Source organism: Eggerthella sp. (assembly GCF_048329335.1).
Classification (GTDB): Bacteria; Actinomycetota; Coriobacteriia; order Coriobacteriales; family Eggerthellaceae; genus Eggerthella; species Eggerthella lenta.
The window spans coordinates 1-20,909 of sequence record NZ_DBFEGU010000448.1 but is presented as its reverse complement, the minus strand read 5'-3'; the positions used below and the strand labels follow the sequence as shown (position 1 = coordinate 20,909).

Genomic DNA, 20,909 nt, shown 5'->3' with positions numbered 1-20,909 from the left:
TGCCGCAGCCGATGCACTTCTTCGTGTCCACCGTGCGCGCACCGGACTCTTCGTCGGCGTAGATCGCGTGGACCGGGCAGTAGTTCATGCATGCCGGGTCGGCGCACTGCTTGCAGTGCTCGACAGTGAACTCGCAGTTATCGTAGATGCCGTCCTTGGTATCGACGCTGGCACCGAAGTTGTAGTTCGGCCACACGCGCACGCGGGCTATGTGCTGGCACACGCGACCGTCGTTCTTCAGCGTGCACATCATCTCGCATCGCTGGCAGCCCGAGCAGCGGGCACGGTCGGTCACGATCATCTTCGTGGGCGTGGTGCGTATCTCGATGCGCCCCGAAGCGATCGAGGCCGACGTGACGCCCCACGACGCCAGCACGCCGCCGACCACGAGGCCGGCAACGCCGCAGCCGGCCATTGCCAGCACCGTGCGGCGCGTAAAGGTTTTCTGCTTGGGCTCCTCTTCGGGCCCGGCGCTCTGAGGCGCGGGCGCGGATGCGTTCGTCTCCGGCGCAGCGGCCGGGAAGCTCGTATCCTCGGAGGTGTTCTGGTTCAGATTGGAATCTGACATAGCCTAGTGCTCCCTCCCTCACATAGGTACGGTGAGTGTCGTTTTCCTCGTCCCGTCGTCGCGCGAGTGTTCGATGCCCCTTTTAGGGGAACCGCCCCGAATGGAACGTTCGCGGCGACGGCTTGCGCTCGATATCGCTCCGCGCGCAGCCCCACACAACGCACGAAAGTATAGGATGGCCCCGTGCACGGCCCCTCCCCTCTTTGAGGTACTTTTTACCGCTGATCGGCTAGTTCCTCAAAATACCCTCAAAGAGGGGATGCCTCGTCCGCCTCTGTCGGCATACTGGCGAACGACGATTGTTGTCAGCGCTCGCATCGCCCACGCAGGTTCCCACACAACACCGAACCTCAGTAATCTATCCAAGATTTGGAGATGCAACATGGCTGACGAAACATCGTATGGATGGGCCGGTAAGATCCTCCGCGTCAATCTGAGCACGGGCTCGATCACGACGCAGCCGACCGACCCCTACAAGGAGTACATCGGCGGCATGGGCTTGGCCAACAAGATCATGTACGACGAAGTGCCCGCCGGCACCGACCCCTTCTCCCCCGAGAACAAGCTCATCTTCGCCGTAGGACCGCTGACGGCTTCCGGCGTGCCCCTGGCCGGCCGCACCACCATCTGCTCGCTGTCCACGTTCACGAAGGACCACCTAGTGGTGGACGCCCACTGCGGCGGCATGATCGGCGCGAAGATCAAGCTGGCCGGCTGGGACGCCGTGGTTCTGGAGGGTGCATCCGACCACCCCGTATACCTGAACATCGTCGACGACAAGGTGGAGATCAAGGACGCCGGCTTCGTGTGGGGCATGGGCACCCGTGAGACCACCGAGATGCTGTGCCGCAAGGAAGGCGTCGAGGCGTGCGTGGCCGCCATCGGCCCCGCCGGCGAGAACCTGCTTCCGTACGCGTGCATCATCAACGCGCGCAACCACTCCGCCGGCGCCGGCACGGGCTCGGTGATGGGATCGAAGAACGTCAAGGCGCTGGTGGTGCAGGGCAACGGCAGCGTGAACGTGAAGGACCCGCAAGCCGTAGCCGACCTGTCCGACTACATGCTGCGCGAGGTCATCGGCTCCAACAACAACCACGTGGTTCCGCAGACGCAGCAGGAATGGGCCGAATTCTACGACAAGGGATCCCGCTGGTCCGCCCGTAGCGGTCTGACCTGGGGTATGGCCGAAGACGGACCCATCGACACGGGCGAGCCGAAGCCGGGCGAGCTGAACACGGTGGGCTATCGCTGCATGAAGTCGGTGTACGACCTGGGCGAGGTGGCCGAGAAGTACACCATCAAGATGGACGGCTGCCACGGCTGCCCCATCCACTGCTACTCCGACCTGCGCACCGAGCGCACCGGAGAACTGGGCGGCAAGACCACGTCGGGAAACACCTGCGCGGCCAACTTCCCGTTCAAGTACATGGAGGGCATCCTCAAGACGGGCATCGCCGAGGACAGCGAGTCGGGCATTGTATGGAACACGCTGATCGGCACCACCATTGACGAGCTGGGACTGTGGTGCAACTACGCGCAGCTGTGGCGCGACCTGGCGCACTGCATCAAGGCTGGCGTGTTCGACCGCGTACTTCCCGAAGAGGAGAAGGCGAAGTACGACTGGCAGCGCATCTACAACGACGACCCCACCATCATGGTGGAGCTGCTGAACGACATCGCCCAGAACGACTCCGAGATCGCCCACATCGCCTACGGCCCGTACCACTGGACCGAGCGCTGGGACGACAAGGGCTGGTTCGATCAGCAGCCCAGCCAGCTGATCAACTACCGCGGCTGGCCCGTGCACCACGCCATCGAGTGCTTCGGCCAGGTGGGCGGCGTGTACAACATGATGTTCAACCGCGACGACATGATCCACTCGGCCGTGAACTTCCAAGGCTGCGGCCTGCCCTTCGAGCTGAAGCAGGAAATCGCCGAAGAGGTGTGGGGCGGCAAGGACGCCATCGACCAGAACAAGAACTACACACCCATGAACGAACGCAAGGCGAACTTCGCCTGGTGGAGCGTGGTCACCGACGTGCTGCACGACTCGCTGACGCTGTGCAACTGGACGTGGCCCATGACCATGAGCCCCACGAAGGCGCGCAACTACCGCGGCGACCTGGACCTGGAGGCCAAGTTCTTCAAGGCCGTCACCGGCGAGGACGTGACCACCGACGACCTGTACCAGGCCGGCGCCAGAATCATGACGCTGCAGCGCGCCAACACCGTGCGCGGCATGACGAAGGACGACGGCACCAGGGGCGAGAACGACATGCGCAACGTCCATGATGTGATGTGCGCCTGGACGTTCGATATCGACCCGGACAAAAAGCCTTTCACCGAGGGCACCATCAAGATGGACCGCGACGACTTCCAAACCGCCCTGGGCATGGTGTACGACACATTCGGCTGGGATCACGAGAAGGGCTGCCCGACAGCCGCCTGCCTCGACCAGTACGGCATGGCCGACGTGAAGGAAGAGCTGGACAGCCTGGGTCTGCTGCCGTAGAGCAATCCTCCGCAGGGCCGCAACCCCTCTGCGGCTCTCGCCCCCTACGAGAACGCCCCGAATCCGGGGCGTTCTCTTTTCCGGCAGGAACCGGGGGCGCAGCAGGTTGTCATCCCGAACGCAGCGCGTCAGCGCGAAGTCGAAGGATCCCATGCAACGATAGCCACGGCGTTTTCCGCTGGCGCCGCGCGGGATCCTTCGACTCAGCTCCCTACGGTCGCTGCGCTCAGGATGACGGGGCTCTACGCATTCGCCATCTTCAACTCCACTCTCGTGGATCTCAAAGAACAGTGCTCGCAGATCATGCAGGGGACGCTCAGGGAGTTGCAGGGGACGACTGCGTCAAGCTCTTCGAGGGAGGCCCCTTGGCGAACGAGATAATCGCCGATGAGGGCGCGGACGGCCTCGATGGCGAAATGGAGCGTGTACACCTTGTCCACGGGAACCCCGTCGAGCGCCGTCTTCACGTCGTCGGTCGTGATGGCCAGCGCCTCGTCGAACGTGCATCCTTCGAGCATGGAGCACACCACGCTGGCGCACCCCGTGACGGCCAGGCAGCCGCGCGTTTTGAAGCCGGCGCGCACGAACGTCCGCGTGTCGGGGTCGATCACGGCGAACAGGCGCAGCGCCACCTCTCCGCGCTTCGACTTGCCCACCATGCTCTGGGCGTTGAACCCTTCGGGGGCGCCGCCGTTGCGGAAGTTCGCAACCACGGACAGCAGCGTGTCGGAGTAGCCCGTCACGCCGTCCTCGATCTCGGTTTGGTACACGTCGGCCGTGCGCAGCACATGGCGATCCTGCACCTCGCGGTACACGTTGCGAGCTTCGTCTTCCATGGAAAACCTCTCTTTCTAGCAAGATCCTGCAACTCCGCGCCTGCAGCGCTTCGCTCAGGACGACTAATGCAAGTACGCCGAACGGGCGCGATAGCGTTTACAGAAACATGTCGCGCTCGACGGAGTTCCACTCTGCGAGCGACTTGGCGTAGGCGGGCGTCAGGTACTCGGTGGAGAAGTAGTACACGTCGCCGTTCGACGCAGCGACGGTATCGAGGTCCGGATAGGCGCCGCTGTCGCGCACGGTGCGCCACAACTCGTCGATTTCATCGGCCGACAGGTTGAACGGCTCGTTGGACAGCGACGACGCCTCCATGGGGCGCGGGTACTTCCGCGATTCGTCGCGCACGCACTCCACGAACGTGAGCACGCGATCGTCCTCGCTGGCGAGGAACGACCACCGCGCGTACGCATCGGTCATGCGCTCGGTGGAGTACAGGTAGTAGCTGTGCTTGCCGACGAGCGCAACGATATCGTCGCAGGGAACGCACGGAGGATCGGCCAGGGTTTCGGCATCCTGTGCGCTATCGCGCCGCTCGGGATCCTTCGACTCCGCGCCTTCGGCGCTGCGCTCAGGATGACGGAGCTCCTCTGAGGCTTCGGAGCTGCGCTCGGGCTGGCGGGGCTCTTCTGCGCCCTTCGCCGTCGCAGCGCCTTCCGACTCGGGCTCCTCCTCCGTGCGCAGAATGCGGGGAACGCCCACCGCACGGGTCGCCGTGCGAACGGGGGTCGCGGAAGCCGCAACGACGCGCGCGTCGCGCTCAGCCCTGCGATCCTCAAGGTACTCGTACACGAACATCTCCCAGTCTTCGGCCGAGAAATGCGCCGGTACGAGGCCCGCCTTCAACCACTGCGACGGCTGAACAAGCTTGGCATCCGCAGACTGCGCGCGCACGTCATCGAATACCGCCGTCAGAAACAGACGCTCGACCTCTTCGTCGCTCAATTGCGCCTCGGCAGCTTCCCCCTCGCGACTATCGGCAGCCGTTTCGGCAACACGCTCCCATGCGGGCATCGCTATAGGCGCGCTGACGCTTTCCGCTTCGTCGGGAACCTTCAAACCGAGCGATTCGATATCTTCTCCTTGTTCAGCCATAGCCCGGATCACTTCGTCTCGAATTCGCTGAGCTTCTAAGTCAACCACCGCATCGCTCCTTTCCCCTGCGTTGTTTTTCGTATGGTATGATGACCCACGGCGCGCATCCGCCATCCCCTCTTTGAGGATAAATCGAGGTGAATGGAGGACGCGTCCGCGTCGACTACGTACCAAGCACGGGGAGGGAGTGTACGGTTGGGCGCACGCACGACAACAGCACCGACTCCAACAGGCGCCGAGCAAAACCAGGCCCGCAACGGACTCGAGGGGGCGGCACATCGCTTCGCGCCGCTCTGGCCGCTTATCCTTGGTCTGGCTTTCGGGCGGGCCGGACTGATCGTCGCCAGCTATGGAAGCTACACCAGCACCGACGAAGGTATTTTCACCGACGGCGCCATGCTGGTGGCATTAGTCGTCTTGGCTTTGTTCCTGGTCTTCATCGTCCTCAGCAAACGAACGATCAGCAAGCACGTCACCAACGTGATCATGCGCACATGCGTCGCACTGGAAGCGTTTGTGCTGATGGCTCTCGCCGTATTCGACCTTTTCGGCATCGGCGACGAAATCGAGCGCTTCGCGCTGAGCTCGCTGTGCACCCTCGTGTCGTCAGGCGCCATCTATTATTGGCTGTGCCGCGCCCGCGGAACGAGCACGACCACGGCTGCCGTCTTCGTGTTCGCCGCGCTCATCATCAGCGAAGTGGAGATTTATCTGTGCACGCTGCTGCCCGTATTCGCGGGAAACTTCGTTGCCGCCGCGCTCGTGCTGCTGCAATATCCCTGCATAATATGGGCGCGCAGGCAACGCCAACCGCATGACATCGTCTCGCCAACGCAGGCCAACGATTACTTCGGATTCTCAAAAACCATGTTGCAAAGCAAGCAGTTCCTCACTGCCACTGCACTGGGCATCGGATGCCTTTCTATCGTAATCGGCTTGCTGCGCGGCTACCCCGACGGCACCTCTATCGCGTTCACGCCCGCTACGCGCATCGCGTACGCTGCGCTGACCATCGGCGTGAGCGCCGCGTTGATCGTATTGGTGCTGAAGCGGCGAGAACGCGTCATGACCGTAGGGATTTTCGTGATCATGGAGCTGCTGGCCTGCTTCGCGCTGATCGCCTATGCCGGATTTCCCGACATGCTGGACATAGGAGCGGTATTCACCACCACGCTCAACGCGCTCATGGTGGGATTCACCTGGTACGTCATCATCGCGTTCATGAGCTACGGATGGCGCGACCCGTACTATTACGCCATCGCAGGATGGCTGGTGTGGCTAGGCTGCCGCGCCGTAGCGCGTATCGCGTTGCTGGCGGCTCACGAGCTGTTCTCCAACGACATGCTCATGAGCGCCGCGATGGGTACCATGGTGGTCCTCTCCACGCAAGTGGTGTTCGTGCAATTCCTCAATATCACGCGTCGCAACGCCGAGGAACAGGAGGAGCAGAGCGCACGACGACAGAGCATGCTCAAGATCATGGGACTCGACGAACACGAAAGCCTTGCGGACATGCGACAGGCCTCCATGAAGCACAACGCCGAAGAGATGGGCAAGCAGTTCCTGTTGTCCGATCGGGAGATCGAGGTGATGGCGCTGTATGCGCTCGGCTACACGCAGAAGCGCGTGGCCGAAGAGCTGTTCATCACGCAGGGCACGGCGCATGCCCACATCAAGCGAATCTACGCTAAAACCGGCTTGCACTCCCGTCAGGAGATCCTCGACTATCTTGAACAGTACGCGTCGTAGAATAGGATGCCGGCGCTCGCCGCGCATACGGCATGCGTCGGCAGACGAAGAGACGAAAGAAGACCCTGGGGGAACGGGATGCCGAATCTCATCGACATAGCGCAACGCCTGGCCGAGCGACCGATGGTGGCGCTGCTGCATGAAGAGCGCTGTCTGCCGGAGCGCGATCTGGGCTCCACCTGCACGCGCTGTGCCGAAGCGTGCCCGGTCGACGCGATCGCCGTCGGGTTGGAGCGCGATACGGAGGCGTCGCCCGCCGCCGCATACGGGTCCGTGGCGAAAAACGGCCCGGCCGGACCGCGCATCGACGATGACGCCTGCGTGCGCTGCGGCCGATGCGTCACGGCGTGCCCCACCGCCGCGCTTTTGGCGACAGCGCCGCTCGACGACGATGCGCTGCTGGAAGCGAGCGCGCGGGCGGGAGCCGCGGCGGCGAAGCGGGCGGCGGGTTTTGCGGTGGAAGAGGCCGAGGGTCAGGGAGATTCGATCGGGACGCGCGATGCGGAAGCCCAGGTCGAGGCTCCGCAAGCCGCAGTCGCTCCCGCTTGCGCTGGATTCGCGTGCGAGCGCGCCCTGCGCGCGGGTCGCATCGATGCCGAGCGCACGGTCGCCCTTCCCTGTCTGGCGTGGGTGGACGAGGCGCTCATCGTGCACATGGCGTGCGCGGGCGCGCAGCGCATCGCGTTGCTGACGGCTCCGTGCGCCTCGTGCGAGTACGCTGAAGCCGTCGTGGACCTTCCGAAAACGGTGCGTTCCGCCCAACGCATCCTCGACACGTGGCAGTTCGACGCCGCCGCGAGCATCGTCGAAACCGTCGACGATATAGCCGCGACAGAGGACGAGGACGCCGCAGGCGAAGTGTCGCGGCGCGGCCTGTTCTCGCAAGCGCGCTCGGCGCTGGCGGAGGCGGCCACCGATGCAGCGTCGGCGCAGATGGACGCGCTGACCGGCCGAAGCACCGCCGACGCTCCCGAGCCCGAGCCCGACCGCCGCCGCTGGCAGCTGCTGGACGACCTGCACGCCGCGGGCCTCCCGGCTGGCGATGCCGTCGTGCCGCGCGCGCTTGCACCGCGCGTGGACATCGATCCCGAGCGCTGCTCGGGCTGCGCGCTATGCGCGGGCTTCTGCCCCACGCAGGCGCTGCGCAAAGCCGGCAAAGCGCCAGGTGGGCGCACCCTGCTGGAATTCGATGCCGCGCTCTGCCGCGATTGCGGCACCTGTACCGAAACCTGTCGCTACGGCGCCATCTCCTGCGAGGAGACGCTCACCGTCTCCGAGCTGTTCGCGCTCGAGCCGCGCGCCATCGTCATACCCAAGCGCCGCGTGCTTCCCAGCCGCCGCTGACCGCGGACGATTCGCAACACCGCCCGCCTGCTACCATACCCCCTCATCAGAAAGGAACCGACGCCACGATGCTCCACTTCGACAGCGACTATATGGAGGGTGCCCATCCCGCTATCCTCGAACGCCTGGCCGCCACCAACTTCGACCAGACCTCCGGCTACGGCACCGACGAGGTGTGCGCCGCCGCCCGCGAGCGCATCCGCGAAGCGTGCGCGTGCCCGCACGCGAACGTGTACTTTCTGGTGGGAGGCACGCAGGCCAACGCCGCCGTGGCCGACCAGATCCTGCGGCCCTGGGAGGGCATCGTGTCGGCGACCACCGGCCACATCACCGCGCACGAAGCCGGCGCCGTGGAGGCGTGCGGGCGCAAGACGCTGCCGCTGCCGCACGTCGACGGCAAGCTGGTGGCCGCCGACGTGCGCGCGCTGTGCGAGGCGTACTGGGGCGACGAGAACCGCGAGCACATCGTGGCACCGGGCGCCGTGTACATCTCGCACCCCACCGAGTACGGCACCGTGTACTCGCTGGCCGAGCTGGAGGCGTTGGCGCAGGTGTGCCGCGACTTCGACATGAGGCTGTTCATGGACGGGGCGCGTCTGGGCTACGGCCTGGCCGCCGTGGGCGCCGACGTCACGCTGGCCGACATCGCACGCTTGTGCGACGCGTTCTACATCGGCGGCACAAAGGTGGGCGCGTTCTGCGGCGAGGCCGTGGTGTTCACGAAGCCGGGGCTGGACGACCACTTCTTCACGCTCATGAAGAAGCGCGGGGCGCTGCTGGCGAAGGGCCGCTTTCTGGGTTTGCAGTTCGACGTGCTGTTCGGCCAGGAGGACGGCGAGCTGCGCTACCAGCACATCGGGCGCCACGCCGTCGAGCTGGCGCAGCGCATCGCCGAGGGCTTCCGCGCGAAGGACTACGAGCTGGCCATCGACTCGCCGACGAACCAGCAGTTCGTCATCCTGGACGACGAGACGAAGGAGCGCCTGGCCGAACATGCGTCGTTCGGCTTCTGGGAGCGCACGCCCGACGGCCGCACCGTCGTCCGCTTCGCCACCAGCTGGGCCACCCGTCCCGAAAGCGTGAACGAGCTTCTGGCGCTGCTGTAACACGATAAAAGCCCCGGCTCGCTTTACGGCGAGCCGGGGCTTCGTTGCGTTCTTGGCGCGAGCGCTCGTGCTACGGCTGCGGCACGAGCGGCGGGAACTGGGGCAGCTTCGGGGTTCCCATGCGCAGGCTCAGCTGCACCTCGCAGGGCTTGCAGGCCTGGCTCAACTCCACGTCGCTTTGCACCGACATGTACATATACGTATCGACGGCATCCCAACCCGTGATGCGCATGAGCAGGCGCTGCATCTCCTTCGAGACGTTCATCAGAGCCTCGTCGAACTCCTGCGCGCTGGCGTTCACGTACCACTTGCCGTGCGGGCCGAACGTCTCCAGCACGGGCCAGTTCAGCTCGAAGTCCTTCACCAGCGACACCTTCACCGTGATCTCGGCCGCGATCTCGATGCCCGTGCCGCACAGCTCGGCATCGCCCATGGTGGCGTGCACGTCGCCCATTTGCAGCAGCGCGCCCGGCACGCGCACGGGGAAGTACATACGCGTGCCCTTCGTGATCAGCTTGTTGTCCAGGTTGCCGCCGTGCGCGCCCACGAAGCCGTCGATGACGTCCTCGCCGTCGGGCGCGGTGCCGATGACGCCGATCATCGGGTCGATGGGGAACTTCACGCCGTTGAAGTCGGCCATGCCGTCCTCGATGGGGATGATCTTGCTGCGGTAATCCGTCGTTTGGTACAGCGGTCCGCAGTGGTCGTCGGTGGCGATTACGCCATGGTCGGCCACTTGCACGTCGTAGATATCCACCACCAGCACGTCGCCCGGCTCGGCGCCCTCGATGTACACGGGGCCGGCCGCCGGGTTCGTGAACCCGTACGAGAAGTTGAGATCCTTCATGGTGACATCCTCGTTGGGGATGCGCCCGGCGAAGCAATCCTGCGTCTTGAACAGCAGCACCTCGCCCGGTTGCGCGGTCGCGCACGGCGCGTTGTCCTTGGAAAACGCCAGAACCTGATCGGTGATAACCTGCATGAAGTCCTCCTTCTACGACAGCCCCAGCCACGTGGCGAACTTCGGCACGTAGCCCATGACGAATATGATGATGATAAGCGCCGGAATGCCGAACTTCAGCCACAATTTCGACCAAGCCGGGAATTTCACGCCCTTGCCCGTGTCGGCCTCAGCCAGGAAGTTGTCCCAGCCCCAACCGCCCTTCGTCACGCAGAACAGCACGTAGAACAAGCTGCCCAGCGGCAGCAGGTTGTTCGACACGATGAAGTCCTCGATGGACTGGATGTCGCCGATGGCCGGAACCTGCACGCCCGCCAGCACGTTGAACCCAAGGGCGCACGGCAGGCTGAGCACCGTCACGATGATGGCCGTGCGGGCGACCGCCGTCTTGCGCGTCCAATTCCATTTGTCCATCGACCAGCTGATGAGGTTCTCGAACACCGCGATGATGGTGGACAGCGCGGCGAAGCTCATGAACACGAAGAACAGCGCGCCCCACAGCTGCCCCAGCGGCATCTGGTTGAACACGCTGGGCAGCGTGACGAACACGAGCCCCGGTCCGCTGCCCGGCTCCACCGCGAACGCGAAGCACGCCGGGAAGATGATGAGGCCCGCCACAAGCGCCACCGCGGTGTCCAAACCGCAGATGCGCAGCGCCTCGCCGGTGAGCGAGCGTTCCTTGCCGATGTAGCTGCCGAAGATTTCCATGGCCGAAATGCCCAGCGACAGGGTGAAGAACGCTTGGCCCATGGCCGCGTACACCGCGTCGCCGAACGTGGCCCATTGCTCAGCCGTCGTCGCGCCCGCGAACAGCTTGCCGAAGTCGGGGATGAGGTAGAACTTGAGACCCTCCAAGCCGCCCGGCAGCGTGACCGCGCGCACCACGAGCACGGCCATGATGCCCAACAGGCAGATCATCATCACCTTCGTGATGCGCTCGACGCCCTTCTGCAACCCCAGGCTGCACACGAGGAAGCCCAGCACGATGACCACGAGCATCCAGCCCACCAACTCGGTGGGGTTCGCCAGCATGTCGTTGAACACGGCGCCGACGCCCGCGCTGTCCAAGCCGTTGAACGCGCCCGTGCCCATCTTCACCACGAACGACAGCATCCAGCCGCCCACCGTGGTGTAGAACATCATGAGCACCATGCAGCCGATGTAACCCCACCACGAGAACCAATGCCACTTTCGCGACGGCTGCAGCGTGTCGAACGCCGCCGCCGAGCTCTTCTGGCTGGCACGGCCCACGGCGAACTCCATCACCATGACGGGCAGGCCCAGGATGACGAGGAACACGAGGTACATCAGCACGAACGCCGCGCCGCCGTACTCGCCCGTGATGTAGGGAAAGCGCCATACGTTGCCCAAACCGATGGCGCACCCCGCGGAAATCAAGATGAAGCCCAAACGCGACCCGAACCGTTCGCGCTTGGCGACGCCTGCCCCGGCCTCGTTCGCCGCGCCGGCCCCCTTGCCGTTGCTCATACCATACCTCTCCCGATGATTCTTGCACGAAATTGCCTGTAAGAAAAGCGTTACGATTGTAGCGCAAGAATCGTATGGATGAGGCTTTGACCGTTATTTCGCAGCGTTTCGAACGACGTTGCTGCCCCGATACGCTCCGCACGCGCTTACGACGATGCCGCGCGAAACCCGTCGCGGGCGCATTATAATGATGCGACGCAGCCTCGGGGGTCACGACGGAGGGGATATGGGGAACACCGACAAGCAGCAGGACGCAGGGCAGCTCGGTTCCGACCGACGCTACCTTGTCGCCGTCATCGGCTTCACATGCCTGTACGCCGTGTGCGTGTCGTTCTTCTATTCCAGCTGGCTGGTCGGACGGCCGGGCTTTGCGCCCACGGCGTTCGACAACGTGCTGAATCCCTCCATCCTCGCCGCTTCGCTGCTGTTCTCGCTGCTCGTGCGTTCGAAACTGCCCCTCGGCCGCACGGCGTGCCTTGCAGCGGGTTACGCCGGCTTCGCGCTGGCGTTGGGCGGCACGTTCTTCGCCGCGACGAAGTCGCTCGACCCTGCCGTTGTCGCCGCTTCGGCGATAGCGGCCGGCATCGGCATGGGACTGGTCATGCCCTTCTATTTCGAGGCGTTCGCACGCTACTCGTCGCGCCGCATCGCCATCGCGTTCGGCATCATGTCGTTGGGCGGCATGGCGGCGAACATGCTGCTGGGGTTCGCGCCCGACGCCGTTTCGCTGGCAGCGTACGCGGTGCTGCTCGGCGCGTCGGCGCTGTGCCTGGGCTTCGCGTACCGTGCGGAAGCCGATGGAAGCGAACGCCGCGATCCCCCGTCGCATGCCCGCGGGGCGCTCTCGAAGCACGATTTCCTCAACGTGTTCCTCGTATCGGGAGTGTGCACGTTCGCGCTGTCCATCGTGTACGGCATCCTCGACACCGCGGCGACGGGCACCAGCGCCTCGCCCGCCGCGTCGATCCTCATCTCGCAGTTCGGAGGCATCGCGGCGGCGGCCGTGTTCCTCGCGTACTTCGGAACCCGTTCGAAGCCGAACCCGTCCATGCTGTTCAACGTGGTGTTCGGCATCCTTGCTACCGGCATCCTGTTCCTGCCGTTTTTGTCGAACGACTACGCCGTGTCGCTGAACATCCTGGCCGCCGCCGGATGGAAGCTCGTCATGCTGGCGCTGTTCTACCTCGTGGTCACCACCTACGCGCACTGCCGTACGAAGCTGCTCGTGGGCATCTCGCTGGCGTACGCGCTGCCGCGCTTCGGCCTGTTCGTGGGGCAGAACGTGGCGCAGCTGCTGGGCGTGGGCAGCACGGCCGACTTCGTGCGCACCACGGCGGTGGCGTTCTTCCTGCTGTACCTCATCCTCATGGTCATCTGGATGGTGAACTCGCACGAGCGCAAGCGCGCCGAATCGCAGGCGCGCGCGGCGGACGAGCTGCTCGGGCGTTTCGCGCAGGAGCAGGAGAGCGTGCGCAAGCTGCGCTGCGACGCGCTGGCCGACGACCACGGGTTGACGAACCGCGAGAAGGACATCCTGTACCTGCTTGCCCAAGGGCGCGACCTTGCGTTCATCTGCGAGACACTGTTTTTGTCGAAGAACACAGTGAAGAGCTACCAGAAGACCATCTACGCGAAGCTCAACGTGCACAGCAAGCAGGAGATCATCGACCTCGTGCATGGGGAGCTCGACGGATCTCGCCGTTAAAGCAAGCTCATCCTGAAGTTCGCTTTAACGATTCCCCTCCTATAACCCCTGATCGCGCACCCCACCTCAAGGGGGGTTTCGCAGTTTCCCGCTTCGGGTGGGGTGCGCGCGCCCGTTTGCGTCCGTAAGGTGGTTTCACGAGATGCGCCCCGACGGCGCATCGAGCACGTGAAACCATCATTGGAGGAGGCAGTAATGGGGATCAACGAAACAGGAGTATCGCGTCGCTCGTTCATCACGGGAGCGGCGGCGGCCGGCGTGCTGGCAACGTTGGGCTTGGCGGGATGCACACCGCAGGATAAGCAGACCGCATCGGCGGCCACAAGCGGCTCCGACACGAAATGGGATGAGGAGTGCGACGTCCTGGTCGTGGGCAGCGGGTACACGGGTCTGGCCGCGGCGCTTGAGGCGAAGAACGCCGGCGCGGACGTCAAGGTAATCGAGAAGACGGCGCGCGTCGGCGGCAACTCGGCGCTTGCGGCCGGCGACTTCGCCGTGTGCAACTCCAGCGTGCAGAAGCGCGAGGGCGTGCAGGATTCCGTCGAGCAGTACGTGGACGACATGATGGTGGCGGGCCTGCACCTCAACGACAAGGAAAAGTGCCGCGTGATCGCCGAGAAGTCCAACGAGACGTGGGAGTGGACCATCGAGATGGGCGCCACCTGGGCGAAGAACGACAACGACGAGTACTTCCTCTACCCGTACGGAGGCCACACCGTTATGCGTTCCATCGCGCAGGGCGACGGCGGCGGCGCGAACGTCACGGGCCCCTTCGCCGAGAAGCTGAAGGGACTGGGCGTCGAAGTCGAGACGAAGCGCATGCTCACCGAGCTGGTGAAGGACGCGAACGGCCGCGTGATCGGCGCCATCGTGCACGACAAGCCCAGCGGCAACGACGTGGAAAGCGGCACGCCCGTCGCCATCAAGGCGAACAAGGCCGTGGTGCTGACCACCGGCGGATTCGGCCGCGACCTGGCGTTCCGCCAGGCACAGGATCCGCGCCTCGACGACTCCGTGGATTGCACGAACCAGGAAGGCGCCACCGCCGAAAGCCTGCGCGCTTCGGTGGCCGCCGGCGCTATGGCGGTGCACACCGACTGGATCCAGCTGCTGCCTTTCATGAGCCCGGACGAGCAGGGCTACGGCGTCGCCGCCTTCTACACCGACGGCCAGGCCAGCTATGCTCCCACGCTGGACGTGGCCACCGGCAAGCGCATCGTCAACGAGCTGACCGACCGCAAGCGCTACGCCGACGCCATCCTGAAAACCGGCCAGCCGTGCGTGCAGATCACGTGCAAGAAGGCGCTGTACGACGGCGGCAGCGGCCTGGAGGGCGCGCTGAAGGCCGGCATCACCACCGAGTTCTCGTCCATCGAAGAAGCAGCCGAGCACTACGGCATGCCGGTTGATGCCGTGAAGGAGGAGATCGCCCGTTACAACACGTTCGTGGCGAACAAGCTGGACGAGGACTTCAAGAAGCCAATCCCCGACGACGCCCAAACCATCGACGAGCCGCCGTTCTACGGCGTGCGCCTGTGGCCGAAGGTGCACCACTGCATGGGAGGCGTGAAAACCGACCTCGAGTGCCGCGTCGTCGACATGGACCTGCAGGTCATCCCCGGCCTGTATGCAGCGGGCGAAGCGGTGGGCGGCATCCACGGCGCGTGTCGTCTGGGCTCCTGCGCCACGGCCGACTGCCTGGTGAACGGCCGCATCGCCGGCCAAAACGCCGCCAAGGAGCAGGGCGCCTAGCATCTGCGCGATGCGGCGTGCCGACCCCCGCTCGCACGCCGCATCGTTTGTCGCCCGAAAGCCGCGGTTTTGCCGCCAAGAGCGAGGCTTTCATGCGACAACGCGCCCCCTACCAACCAACTCGCGCCGCCCCGCCTCCCGGAAGGGCGACAAGCGAACCCCCGACCAAGCAGCGGCTCGAATAGAAGAACGAAAACAAGCGGAACCGCCGCAACCCTTGCTACTCCTCGTCGTCCACCTTCGTCTCGAACGTGAAGCGTGCAGCCTGCATCTCTTTGAGGTACGCCGAGCATATCCTCAGTTCGCGGCCGTCTTCGAGCGTGATGGCGAGCGAGCCCATCTTTCCATCCGTATCGAGTCGGATAAGCTTCATTGACGAGACCGACAGCGTCTTGATGGTCTGCCCGTCTTCCCCGCGCTCCTTGAATACGATCGGCTTCGTCTTCGTGAACCCGAATGCGTCGCGAATCTCCATCTCGCTCATGTCGGCCGTCTCAAACATTGTCATCACCGTTCCTTACCTCCGAGTATAGGGCGCCGCGCGTCATCCTCTCGATGCCCTGGAACGAAGGGTCGACCACGCAACCCTCCGCAGCAAAAAAACAACGATCGCTACCGTAGTATATAATCTTTTTAATCATTGATGACGAAGAGCTGTTCTAAAGAGCGCGCCCGCAATCGCCCAGATGCGAGCAAGGCCGAAGACGGGACGAACGAGCTTCCCGCGAAACGCAGCAAACACCGCCGCACCCAGCGGCGGTTCCCCATCGTTCGCCTCGCGCCAACGATCATGCGCTGTCGAATGCTATTGTTCGAGAAAAATCGACACCACGCACTGACAGAAAAGACCCCCGGGGTCTTTTACCAAGCGAACGCCGGCGTTTGCGAGAGCCTCGCAGCTGCAAACACCGGCAGCACAAGGCAGCGCTACTTGTACGTGATCAGCACCAGACAGCACAGCAGGCTGTCTCCCATGCCGCTGGGCGACAACTGCACGTCCAGGATCTCGTAGCCCTGCTTCTGCATGAACTCCAGCACGCCGTTCAAGATGCGCGACGTGTTCTTGCGGCTGTAGCCGCCCGCCATTTCAAACGCGCCCGCGTGGACCATCCCGTCTTTCGGGCGCAGATCCATGTTCTCCAGATACGTTGCCAGCTTCTCCAGCGCTTTATCCTCGGCGCTCTTACCCGTACCCATGAATCCCATGCTTCAGACCCCTTCCCTTCTGCGACGCGCCCTACCAGCGCTTCGCGATCGTCACTTCGTTGCACCCGTCGACGTAGCGGTACGAATGCGCGTCCATCAGACGCTTGACCATCATGATGCCCAAACCCCCGATGGGAGTCTCCTCCACCGAGCGGGGAGCCTCGGGGTCGGCGTGCCCGAACGGGTCGAACGGCACGCCGCCGTCGCGCAGCACCACCCTCGCCCCGCACCCGTCGGACGCGAGAGACACCGACACCTCCACATCGCCCGACCCGGGGTCGTACGCATAGCGAGCCACGTTCACGAACAGCTCCTCCACCGCCAAGCGCAGCTCCTTGCGCGCCTTGGGCGGGCACTCCGTCGTCCCCAAAGCCTCCGTCAGGAACCGCTGCACAGCAGGCTCGTTGCCCAACGCCGCCTCGATGCGCATGGTGCACGTCTGCACCGCCTCCACCTTCCTACTCCACGTCGAAGACGTCGATAAGACCCGTGATGTCGAACACCTCGCGAATGTCGTCGCTGGCGTTCACGATACGCAGAGTTCCTTCCGCGGCTGTGACCCGCTTTTGCGTGGCCACCAACACGCGAAGACCCGCCGACGACAGGTACTCCAGGTCGGCGAAGTCGAGCACCACCTTGCTCGTGCGCTCGAACACCGGCTCAAGAGCCTCCTCCAAATCGGCAGCCGTATTGGTGTTCAGATGCCCTCCCAACTTGAGAACCGCCTCGTCTCCGAAATAGTCTACTGCGATGTTCACATCCATGGTCACCCTCGATTCCCGGCCGCCGACGCCGCGGGGCCGTTTTCCTGTCCGTCGTAGCGCAGCACCAGCAGCGTGATGTCGTCGGCCTGATCGGCCCCTTCCGCAAAGGCGCGCACGTCCTCCTCGATAACGCCCGACACGGATGCCGGGTATCCGTCGCACTCCCGCTCCACCAGCTGGAACAAGCGTTCGTCGCCGTAACAATGATCCGACGCATCCATGGCCTCGGTCACTCCGTCGGTGTACAGGATCAGGGAGTCGCCCCGAATCATGGTGCGCTCGAACACGCGATAGGGTACACCCTCGAAGCTGCCCAACAGCAGACCCGACCGGTCGCGCATCCACTCGACCGAACCGTCAGCGTGTCGGTACAGCGGCGGGTTGTGCCCGCCGTTGGCGTAAACCAATTTGCCGGATCTCAAATCCAACACCCCAAGCCACACCGTAACGAACATGCCGGCTTCGTTGTCCTCGCACAGGCCGTCGTTCGCTCGAGCAAGCACCTGGTCGGGCGAGAGATCCTCGCGCAGGAGCTGGTTCAGCAGAGCCTTGACGCGCATCATGAACAGCGCTGCCGGTACGCCCTTGCCGGATACGTCGGCTATTACCACGCCGCAGTGATCCTGATCTATCAGGAAGAAGTCGTAGAAGTCGCCGCCCACTTCCTTTGCCGGGTGCATGGATGCCGATAGCCCGAAGTCATCGCATCCTGAGAACGGCGGGCGCACGGTGGGCAGAGCCGAAAGCTGAATGCGGCTGGCCACAGCGAGCTCGGATCGCGCCCGCTCGCGCTCGGCGCCCATGCGCGCGATGTCGTCCATGTGAGCCTGCAGCTCGTCGATCATGTCGGCCGTGTTGGCAGCCAGATCGCCCACTTCGTCTTTCGGGTAGCACTGCGAGCGGATGACGTCGGCCACGGCCGCGGACTTGCTGGCAGCGTAGTCCCGTACCTGGGAGCTGAGCGCTACGAGAGGTTTCACCAAGGTGCGGCGGAGCAGCAGAAGCATAGCCGTCAGGCAAACCGCGAACACGGCGAACGACACCACCACCGTGCTGGCAACCTGCGATCGCACTGCAGCTTCCAGCTCGTCGGTGCCCATCGACACCTCGTAAACCCAGGTCTGGCCGTCCACGGCAAAAGGCACGTACATAGCGTACGTTTCGCCGTCCGGCGCAAGGGCGGGATCCGTGCTGGGCTCGCCGGTTTCGACCGCTTCCCACAAGGCGGGGTAGTCAGCTTTGAGGCGCTGCTCCTCGTCGCCGAAGAAGTGAGCATCCACCCCGCGCTTCTGATCGCCGGAAATCCCCTCCGCAACGTAGAGGACGGTCTCGTTCTGCTCGTCCGGAACAACTACCGCAAGCCTCGACACGCTGAACGAAGCGCGCAGCCGGTCGAGCATCGCGTCCAGGGAATAGAGCGAGAGGGGTATGCTTTTTCGCTCGTACTCCGCCAGCATGCCGTCGAGACGATCCTGATCCTCCTCGGTCGCCTCCTCCTCCGACCCCTTGAGCCTGTCGACTTCGGCATTGTAAGCGCTTATCAGCCCCTGCGTTTCCGCGAGGCTCTGATCGTACGTCGTCGCGGGGTCCAACTCGTCAGCGTTGTCTTTCCACGCTTGCAATGCATCCGAAGGAAGCGCCTGCGGAGTGGCGTTCGCGGCGTAACCGCCCACCTGCCCCAAGCGGTAGGCTTCGGACTGCAGGAAGGTATCGCGCGTGCTGACGTACGCGAGTGCGCAGTTGAGCACCACGGCCACTACGGCGAACGCCAGGAACACGAGCGCCAGCTTGCGAATGAGCCTTCCCGCATGCCCATCGTTTCGGCCGGACGACCGCTCCACCCGCCTTTCGTCGTTTTTCACGCAGCACCCCCGCATCGCGTCTTCATCGCATATTCGTTCGATCATAGGCCGGTCAGGCGATCGCTGGCAAGGCGCGCCGAACGAACGACCATTTCCAGCGAACGAAGGACGAGTTCAGCGAGCGAAGGCAAACAGAGCGAGCGGCTCTCGCCGCACAGCGAGCGGCTGACCTTGGCATCGTGCATGATCGTTCGTTCGCCGGGATCGGTCTTTCGTTCCGCGCTGCTTGCCTTCGCGAAGGCCGTTTCTATACTGAAGGAATTCGAAACGTCCGGCACGAAGCCGAGCGCCCCCTGGACACGAGAAAGGCGGATAGGCTATGGATGACTCCAACAAAGACGATCACGCGAAGACCCTTCCAAAGGAGCACGACCGCGACGCGGCAATCGACGACGCGCGGAAGGCCCCGGAAGAGCTTGAAGATGAAGGCTTAGATGCCGTATCGGCCGGGTCGGGCGAATGGTCTCGTTTTGGGCCAGGCATCCCCCCGAAACCCGTACCCCTTCAGTAACAACTGCCCTTTGCAACCTGGCACCGCTCGTCATCAGGCACTTTCAGACGTCTGGTAGAAGCCGCACCCATACTTCGCCTCATCAATCCTCTACGATAAAGGACACGCTATGAGCAATCCAGCGCGTACCGGAACCCAAAAAGCCCTGCACGTCGTGTCCATCATCATGATCGTGCTCGGCGTGCTGGTAATCCTATCGGGCGCCTCCCTCATCGCGCTCGGAGTGTCGGCCGCCACGATGGGAATGGACCAGCCGATGACTTTGGGCGATACCGAGACCACGGCAGACACCACCTCCGTCGCTCTGGGAATCATCGTCCTCGCCATGGGCTTGGTTCAGCTCGTCGTCGCCGCATTCGGCCTGCGCGGCTCCAAGGACGCAAGCAAGATCGGGCCGTTTAGAATCCTCATCCGGGGCATCTCCCTGGTCATCCTGGCGACCATCCTGTACGGATGGTTTTTCAACGGCAACTGGTACATCCAGAACAGCCCTCTTCTGCTCATCGGCAACGTGATCTACCTGCTGGTGTGCTCCACCCTCGCCGACGCGGTGAAGAGGGAGCACGACCTGGGCATCGTGGGCGAGGCCAAGGCCGAAGTCGAGCGCTCGGGCAGCCAGAAGGCGCTGCTGGTCATCGGCGCCTGCACGTGGCTGGCCTACGACATCATGCGCCAGAGCCGCGGCATCGAGGCGTAAGCGCGAGCGGCCCAGGTGCCCCTGCACAGGTTTCCGAGCCTGTTGCCGTAGTTGCCAAAAGAGCAATTGCAACAAGAAGTATATGCGGTCACGAGAGAAGGGACGCGGCGATGGACGAAACGATAAAGCAGGGGAAGGGCGCGCTTCGCTTGCTGCTGGCGACTATGTTGGCGGCAATGCTGATCCCCTGGGCTCCCCGAGCGGCTTGGGCCGATGAAAACGAAGCAGCTGCCCAGACGCAGACGAGCGAGATCGCCGATCTGCTGGCTGCCGGAGACTACGTCGAGGGCGAGGCTCTCGTCGTCGTTGACAACGCGGCATCTCGAAACAGCCTCCGTTCGCGCAGCGTCGACCCGCTCTCCTCGGCCGAACCGCTCATGGACGCGTCGGCCGAAACGTACGCCACCGCTACGGGCGTCGACGTGCCGTTGGAACAATCTGTTTCCAACGGCCCGGTTCTCCTGCGCAGCGCAAGATCCCTACCTGAAGACGACGCGGTGAGCATGGTGCTGGTGCGGCAGGAGGGTACCTCAACCGAGGATCTCCTGCGCCAGCTGCAGGACGACCCGCGCATCCTGTCCGCCGAGCCGAACTACGTGCAGCGGCTGGACGACCCCGATCAGACGGCGCTCGATGAGAGCACGCCGCAAGTCGCTGCGGCATTGGGGCTGGATTCGTCGGACGCGGCGCCGTCGGCTCCGGCGAGCGCGGATGCAAGCGGCACGGCCGCTGCCGACCTGTCCGGCTACCAG

Annotated in this window: 19 protein-coding genes and 1 pseudogene; 9 read left to right on the top strand and 11 right to left on the bottom strand. The window is 64.0% G+C overall.

Features of this window, described 5'->3' with window-relative positions; genetic code table 11:
- Positions 1-568: 4Fe-4S ferredoxin (locus ACMO6A_RS13740; protein WP_418471430.1), on the bottom strand; the 568-nt coding region annotated here is incomplete at its 3' end.
- A 382-nt stretch (positions 569-950) separates the two neighbouring features.
- Between ACMO6A_RS13740 and ACMO6A_RS13735 the strand changes: the two genes are divergently transcribed.
- Positions 951-3,080: an aldehyde ferredoxin oxidoreductase gene (locus ACMO6A_RS13735; RefSeq protein ID WP_114519806.1), complete on the top strand. Its 2,130-nt coding sequence runs from the start codon at positions 951-953 to the stop codon at positions 3,078-3,080.
- 242 nt (positions 3,081-3,322) lie between these two features.
- Here the strand turns inward: ACMO6A_RS13735 and ACMO6A_RS13730 are convergent, their stop codons facing one another.
- Positions 3,323-3,916 carry an iron-sulfur cluster assembly scaffold protein gene (locus tag ACMO6A_RS13730; RefSeq protein ID WP_114519807.1) on the bottom strand — a complete coding sequence of 198 codons (594 nt, stop codon included), beginning with the start codon at positions 3,914-3,916 and terminating at the stop codon, positions 3,323-3,325.
- Between the two features lie 97 nt (positions 3,917-4,013).
- The gene (locus tag ACMO6A_RS13725; RefSeq protein ID WP_192935129.1) at positions 4,014-5,012 is read right to left on the bottom strand and encodes a hypothetical protein; all 999 of its coding nucleotides are present in this window, start codon (positions 5,010-5,012) and stop codon (positions 4,014-4,016) included.
- A gap of 396 nt (positions 5,013-5,408) precedes the next feature.
- On the opposite strand from ACMO6A_RS13725, the gene ACMO6A_RS13720 reads away from it, so the two are divergent.
- The 3 genes from ACMO6A_RS13720 (at position 5,409) to ACMO6A_RS13710 (ending at position 9,211) form a co-directional block, all read left to right on the top strand.
- Positions 5,409-6,761, top strand: coding sequence for a response regulator transcription factor (locus ACMO6A_RS13720; RefSeq protein ID WP_418471429.1), 1,353 nt, complete (start codon positions 5,409-5,411; stop codon positions 6,759-6,761).
- A 78-nt stretch (positions 6,762-6,839) separates the two neighbouring features.
- Complete coding sequence (locus tag ACMO6A_RS13715) at positions 6,840-8,105, top strand: 4Fe-4S binding protein (RefSeq protein ID WP_227111357.1); 1,266 nt, start codon at positions 6,840-6,842, stop codon at positions 8,103-8,105.
- 68 nt (positions 8,106-8,173) lie between these two features.
- Complete coding sequence (locus ACMO6A_RS13710) at positions 8,174-9,211, top strand: threonine aldolase family protein (RefSeq protein ID WP_009305288.1); 1,038 nt, start codon at positions 8,174-8,176, stop codon at positions 9,209-9,211.
- A gap of 70 nt (positions 9,212-9,281) precedes the next feature.
- Here ACMO6A_RS13710 and ACMO6A_RS13705 read toward each other — a convergent pair whose 3' ends face one another.
- Complete coding sequence (locus tag ACMO6A_RS13705; protein WP_009305289.1) at positions 9,282-10,193, bottom strand: acetamidase/formamidase family protein; 912 nt, start codon at positions 10,191-10,193, stop codon at positions 9,282-9,284.
- 12 nt (positions 10,194-10,205) lie between these two features.
- On the bottom strand, positions 10,206-11,660 hold the full coding sequence (locus ACMO6A_RS13700) for a sodium-dependent transporter (RefSeq protein WP_021409983.1): 1,455 nt from the start codon (positions 11,658-11,660) through the stop codon (positions 10,206-10,208).
- 226 nt (positions 11,661-11,886) lie between these two features.
- Between ACMO6A_RS13700 and ACMO6A_RS13695 the strand changes: the two genes are divergently transcribed.
- A complete protein-coding gene (locus ACMO6A_RS13695) occupies positions 11,887-13,365 on the top strand; it encodes a LuxR family transcriptional regulator (protein ID WP_021410032.1) in 1,479 nt (492 codons plus the stop codon).
- Between the two features lie 195 nt (positions 13,366-13,560).
- A complete protein-coding gene (locus ACMO6A_RS13690; protein WP_021410022.1) occupies positions 13,561-15,117 on the top strand; it encodes a flavocytochrome c in 1,557 nt (518 codons plus the stop codon).
- Between the two features lie 220 nt (positions 15,118-15,337).
- Here the strand turns inward: ACMO6A_RS13690 and ACMO6A_RS13685 are convergent, their stop codons facing one another.
- The 6 genes from ACMO6A_RS13685 to ACMO6A_RS13660 all read right to left on the bottom strand — a co-directional run bounded on the left by ACMO6A_RS13685 (position 15,338) and on the right by ACMO6A_RS13660 (position 19,227).
- Entirely contained in the window at positions 15,338-15,625 is a 288-nt protein-coding gene (locus tag ACMO6A_RS13685; RefSeq protein ID WP_009305293.1) for a hypothetical protein, read from the bottom strand.
- Between the two features lie 419 nt (positions 15,626-16,044).
- On the bottom strand, positions 16,045-16,323 hold the full coding sequence (locus ACMO6A_RS13680) for a hypothetical protein (RefSeq protein WP_009305294.1): 279 nt from the start codon (positions 16,321-16,323) through the stop codon (positions 16,045-16,047).
- A gap of 31 nt (positions 16,324-16,354) precedes the next feature.
- A complete protein-coding gene (locus ACMO6A_RS13675) occupies positions 16,355-16,768 on the bottom strand; it encodes an ATP-binding protein (RefSeq protein WP_021409982.1) in 414 nt (137 codons plus the stop codon).
- A gap of 13 nt (positions 16,769-16,781) precedes the next feature.
- Positions 16,782-17,087, bottom strand: coding sequence for an STAS domain-containing protein (locus tag ACMO6A_RS13670; RefSeq protein ID WP_021410015.1), 306 nt, complete (start codon positions 17,085-17,087; stop codon positions 16,782-16,784).
- 2 nt (positions 17,088-17,089) lie between these two features.
- Complete coding sequence (locus ACMO6A_RS13665; protein ID WP_009305297.1) at positions 17,090-18,949, bottom strand: PP2C family protein-serine/threonine phosphatase; 1,860 nt, start codon at positions 18,947-18,949, stop codon at positions 17,090-17,092.
- 41 nt (positions 18,950-18,990) lie between these two features.
- Entirely contained in the window at positions 18,991-19,227 is a 237-nt protein-coding gene (locus tag ACMO6A_RS13660) for a hypothetical protein (RefSeq protein ID WP_057385068.1), read from the bottom strand.
- 41 nt (positions 19,228-19,268) lie between these two features.
- On the opposite strand from ACMO6A_RS13660, the gene ACMO6A_RS13655 reads away from it, so the two are divergent.
- The 3 genes and pseudogenes from ACMO6A_RS13655 to ACMO6A_RS13645 all read left to right on the top strand — a co-directional run.
- Positions 19,269-19,460, top strand: coding sequence for a hypothetical protein (locus ACMO6A_RS13655; protein WP_009608472.1), 192 nt, complete (start codon positions 19,269-19,271; stop codon positions 19,458-19,460).
- A 109-nt stretch (positions 19,461-19,569) separates the two neighbouring features.
- Positions 19,570-20,157 carry a hypothetical protein gene (locus tag ACMO6A_RS13650; protein ID WP_114551097.1) on the top strand — a complete coding sequence of 196 codons (588 nt, stop codon included), beginning with the start codon at positions 19,570-19,572 and terminating at the stop codon, positions 20,155-20,157.
- Between the two features lie 110 nt (positions 20,158-20,267).
- Positions 20,268-20,909, top strand: a pseudogene (locus ACMO6A_RS13645) (peptidase S8); the annotation flags it as partial.

Bases quoted from the DNA above. Each gene is read 5' to 3' on its own strand.
- ACMO6A_RS13670 (WP_021410015.1), bottom strand. From the start codon at position 17,087: ATGGATGTGAACATCGCAGTAGACTATTTCGGAGACGAGGCGGTTCTC.
- ACMO6A_RS13650 (WP_114551097.1), top strand. From the start codon at position 19,570: ATGAGCAATCCAGCGCGTACCGGAACCCAAAAAGCCCTGCACGTCGTG.
- ACMO6A_RS13720 (WP_418471429.1), top strand. From the start codon at position 5,409: ATGCTGGTGGCATTAGTCGTCTTGGCTTTGTTCCTGGTCTTCATCGTC.
- ACMO6A_RS13710 (WP_009305288.1), top strand. From the start codon at position 8,174: ATGCTCCACTTCGACAGCGACTATATGGAGGGTGCCCATCCCGCTATC.
- ACMO6A_RS13655 (WP_009608472.1), top strand. From the start codon at position 19,269: ATGGATGACTCCAACAAAGACGATCACGCGAAGACCCTTCCAAAGGAG.
- ACMO6A_RS13735 (WP_114519806.1), top strand. From the start codon at position 951: ATGGCTGACGAAACATCGTATGGATGGGCCGGTAAGATCCTCCGCGTC.
- ACMO6A_RS13730 (WP_114519807.1), bottom strand. From the start codon at position 3,916: ATGGAAGACGAAGCTCGCAACGTGTACCGCGAGGTGCAGGATCGCCAT.
- ACMO6A_RS13715 (WP_227111357.1), top strand. From the start codon at position 6,840: ATGCCGAATCTCATCGACATAGCGCAACGCCTGGCCGAGCGACCGATG.
- ACMO6A_RS13690 (WP_021410022.1), top strand. From the start codon at position 13,561: ATGGGGATCAACGAAACAGGAGTATCGCGTCGCTCGTTCATCACGGGA.
- ACMO6A_RS13680 (WP_009305294.1), bottom strand. From the start codon at position 16,323: ATGGGATTCATGGGTACGGGTAAGAGCGCCGAGGATAAAGCGCTGGAG.
- ACMO6A_RS13700 (WP_021409983.1), bottom strand. From the start codon at position 11,660: ATGAGCAACGGCAAGGGGGCCGGCGCGGCGAACGAGGCCGGGGCAGGC.
- ACMO6A_RS13725 (WP_192935129.1), bottom strand. From the start codon at position 5,012: ATGGCTGAACAAGGAGAAGATATCGAATCGCTCGGTTTGAAGGTTCCC.
- ACMO6A_RS13685 (WP_009305293.1), bottom strand. From the start codon at position 15,625: ATGACAATGTTTGAGACGGCCGACATGAGCGAGATGGAGATTCGCGAC.
- ACMO6A_RS13695 (WP_021410032.1), top strand. From the start codon at position 11,887: ATGGGGAACACCGACAAGCAGCAGGACGCAGGGCAGCTCGGTTCCGAC.
- ACMO6A_RS13705 (WP_009305289.1), bottom strand. From the start codon at position 10,193: ATGCAGGTTATCACCGATCAGGTTCTGGCGTTTTCCAAGGACAACGCG.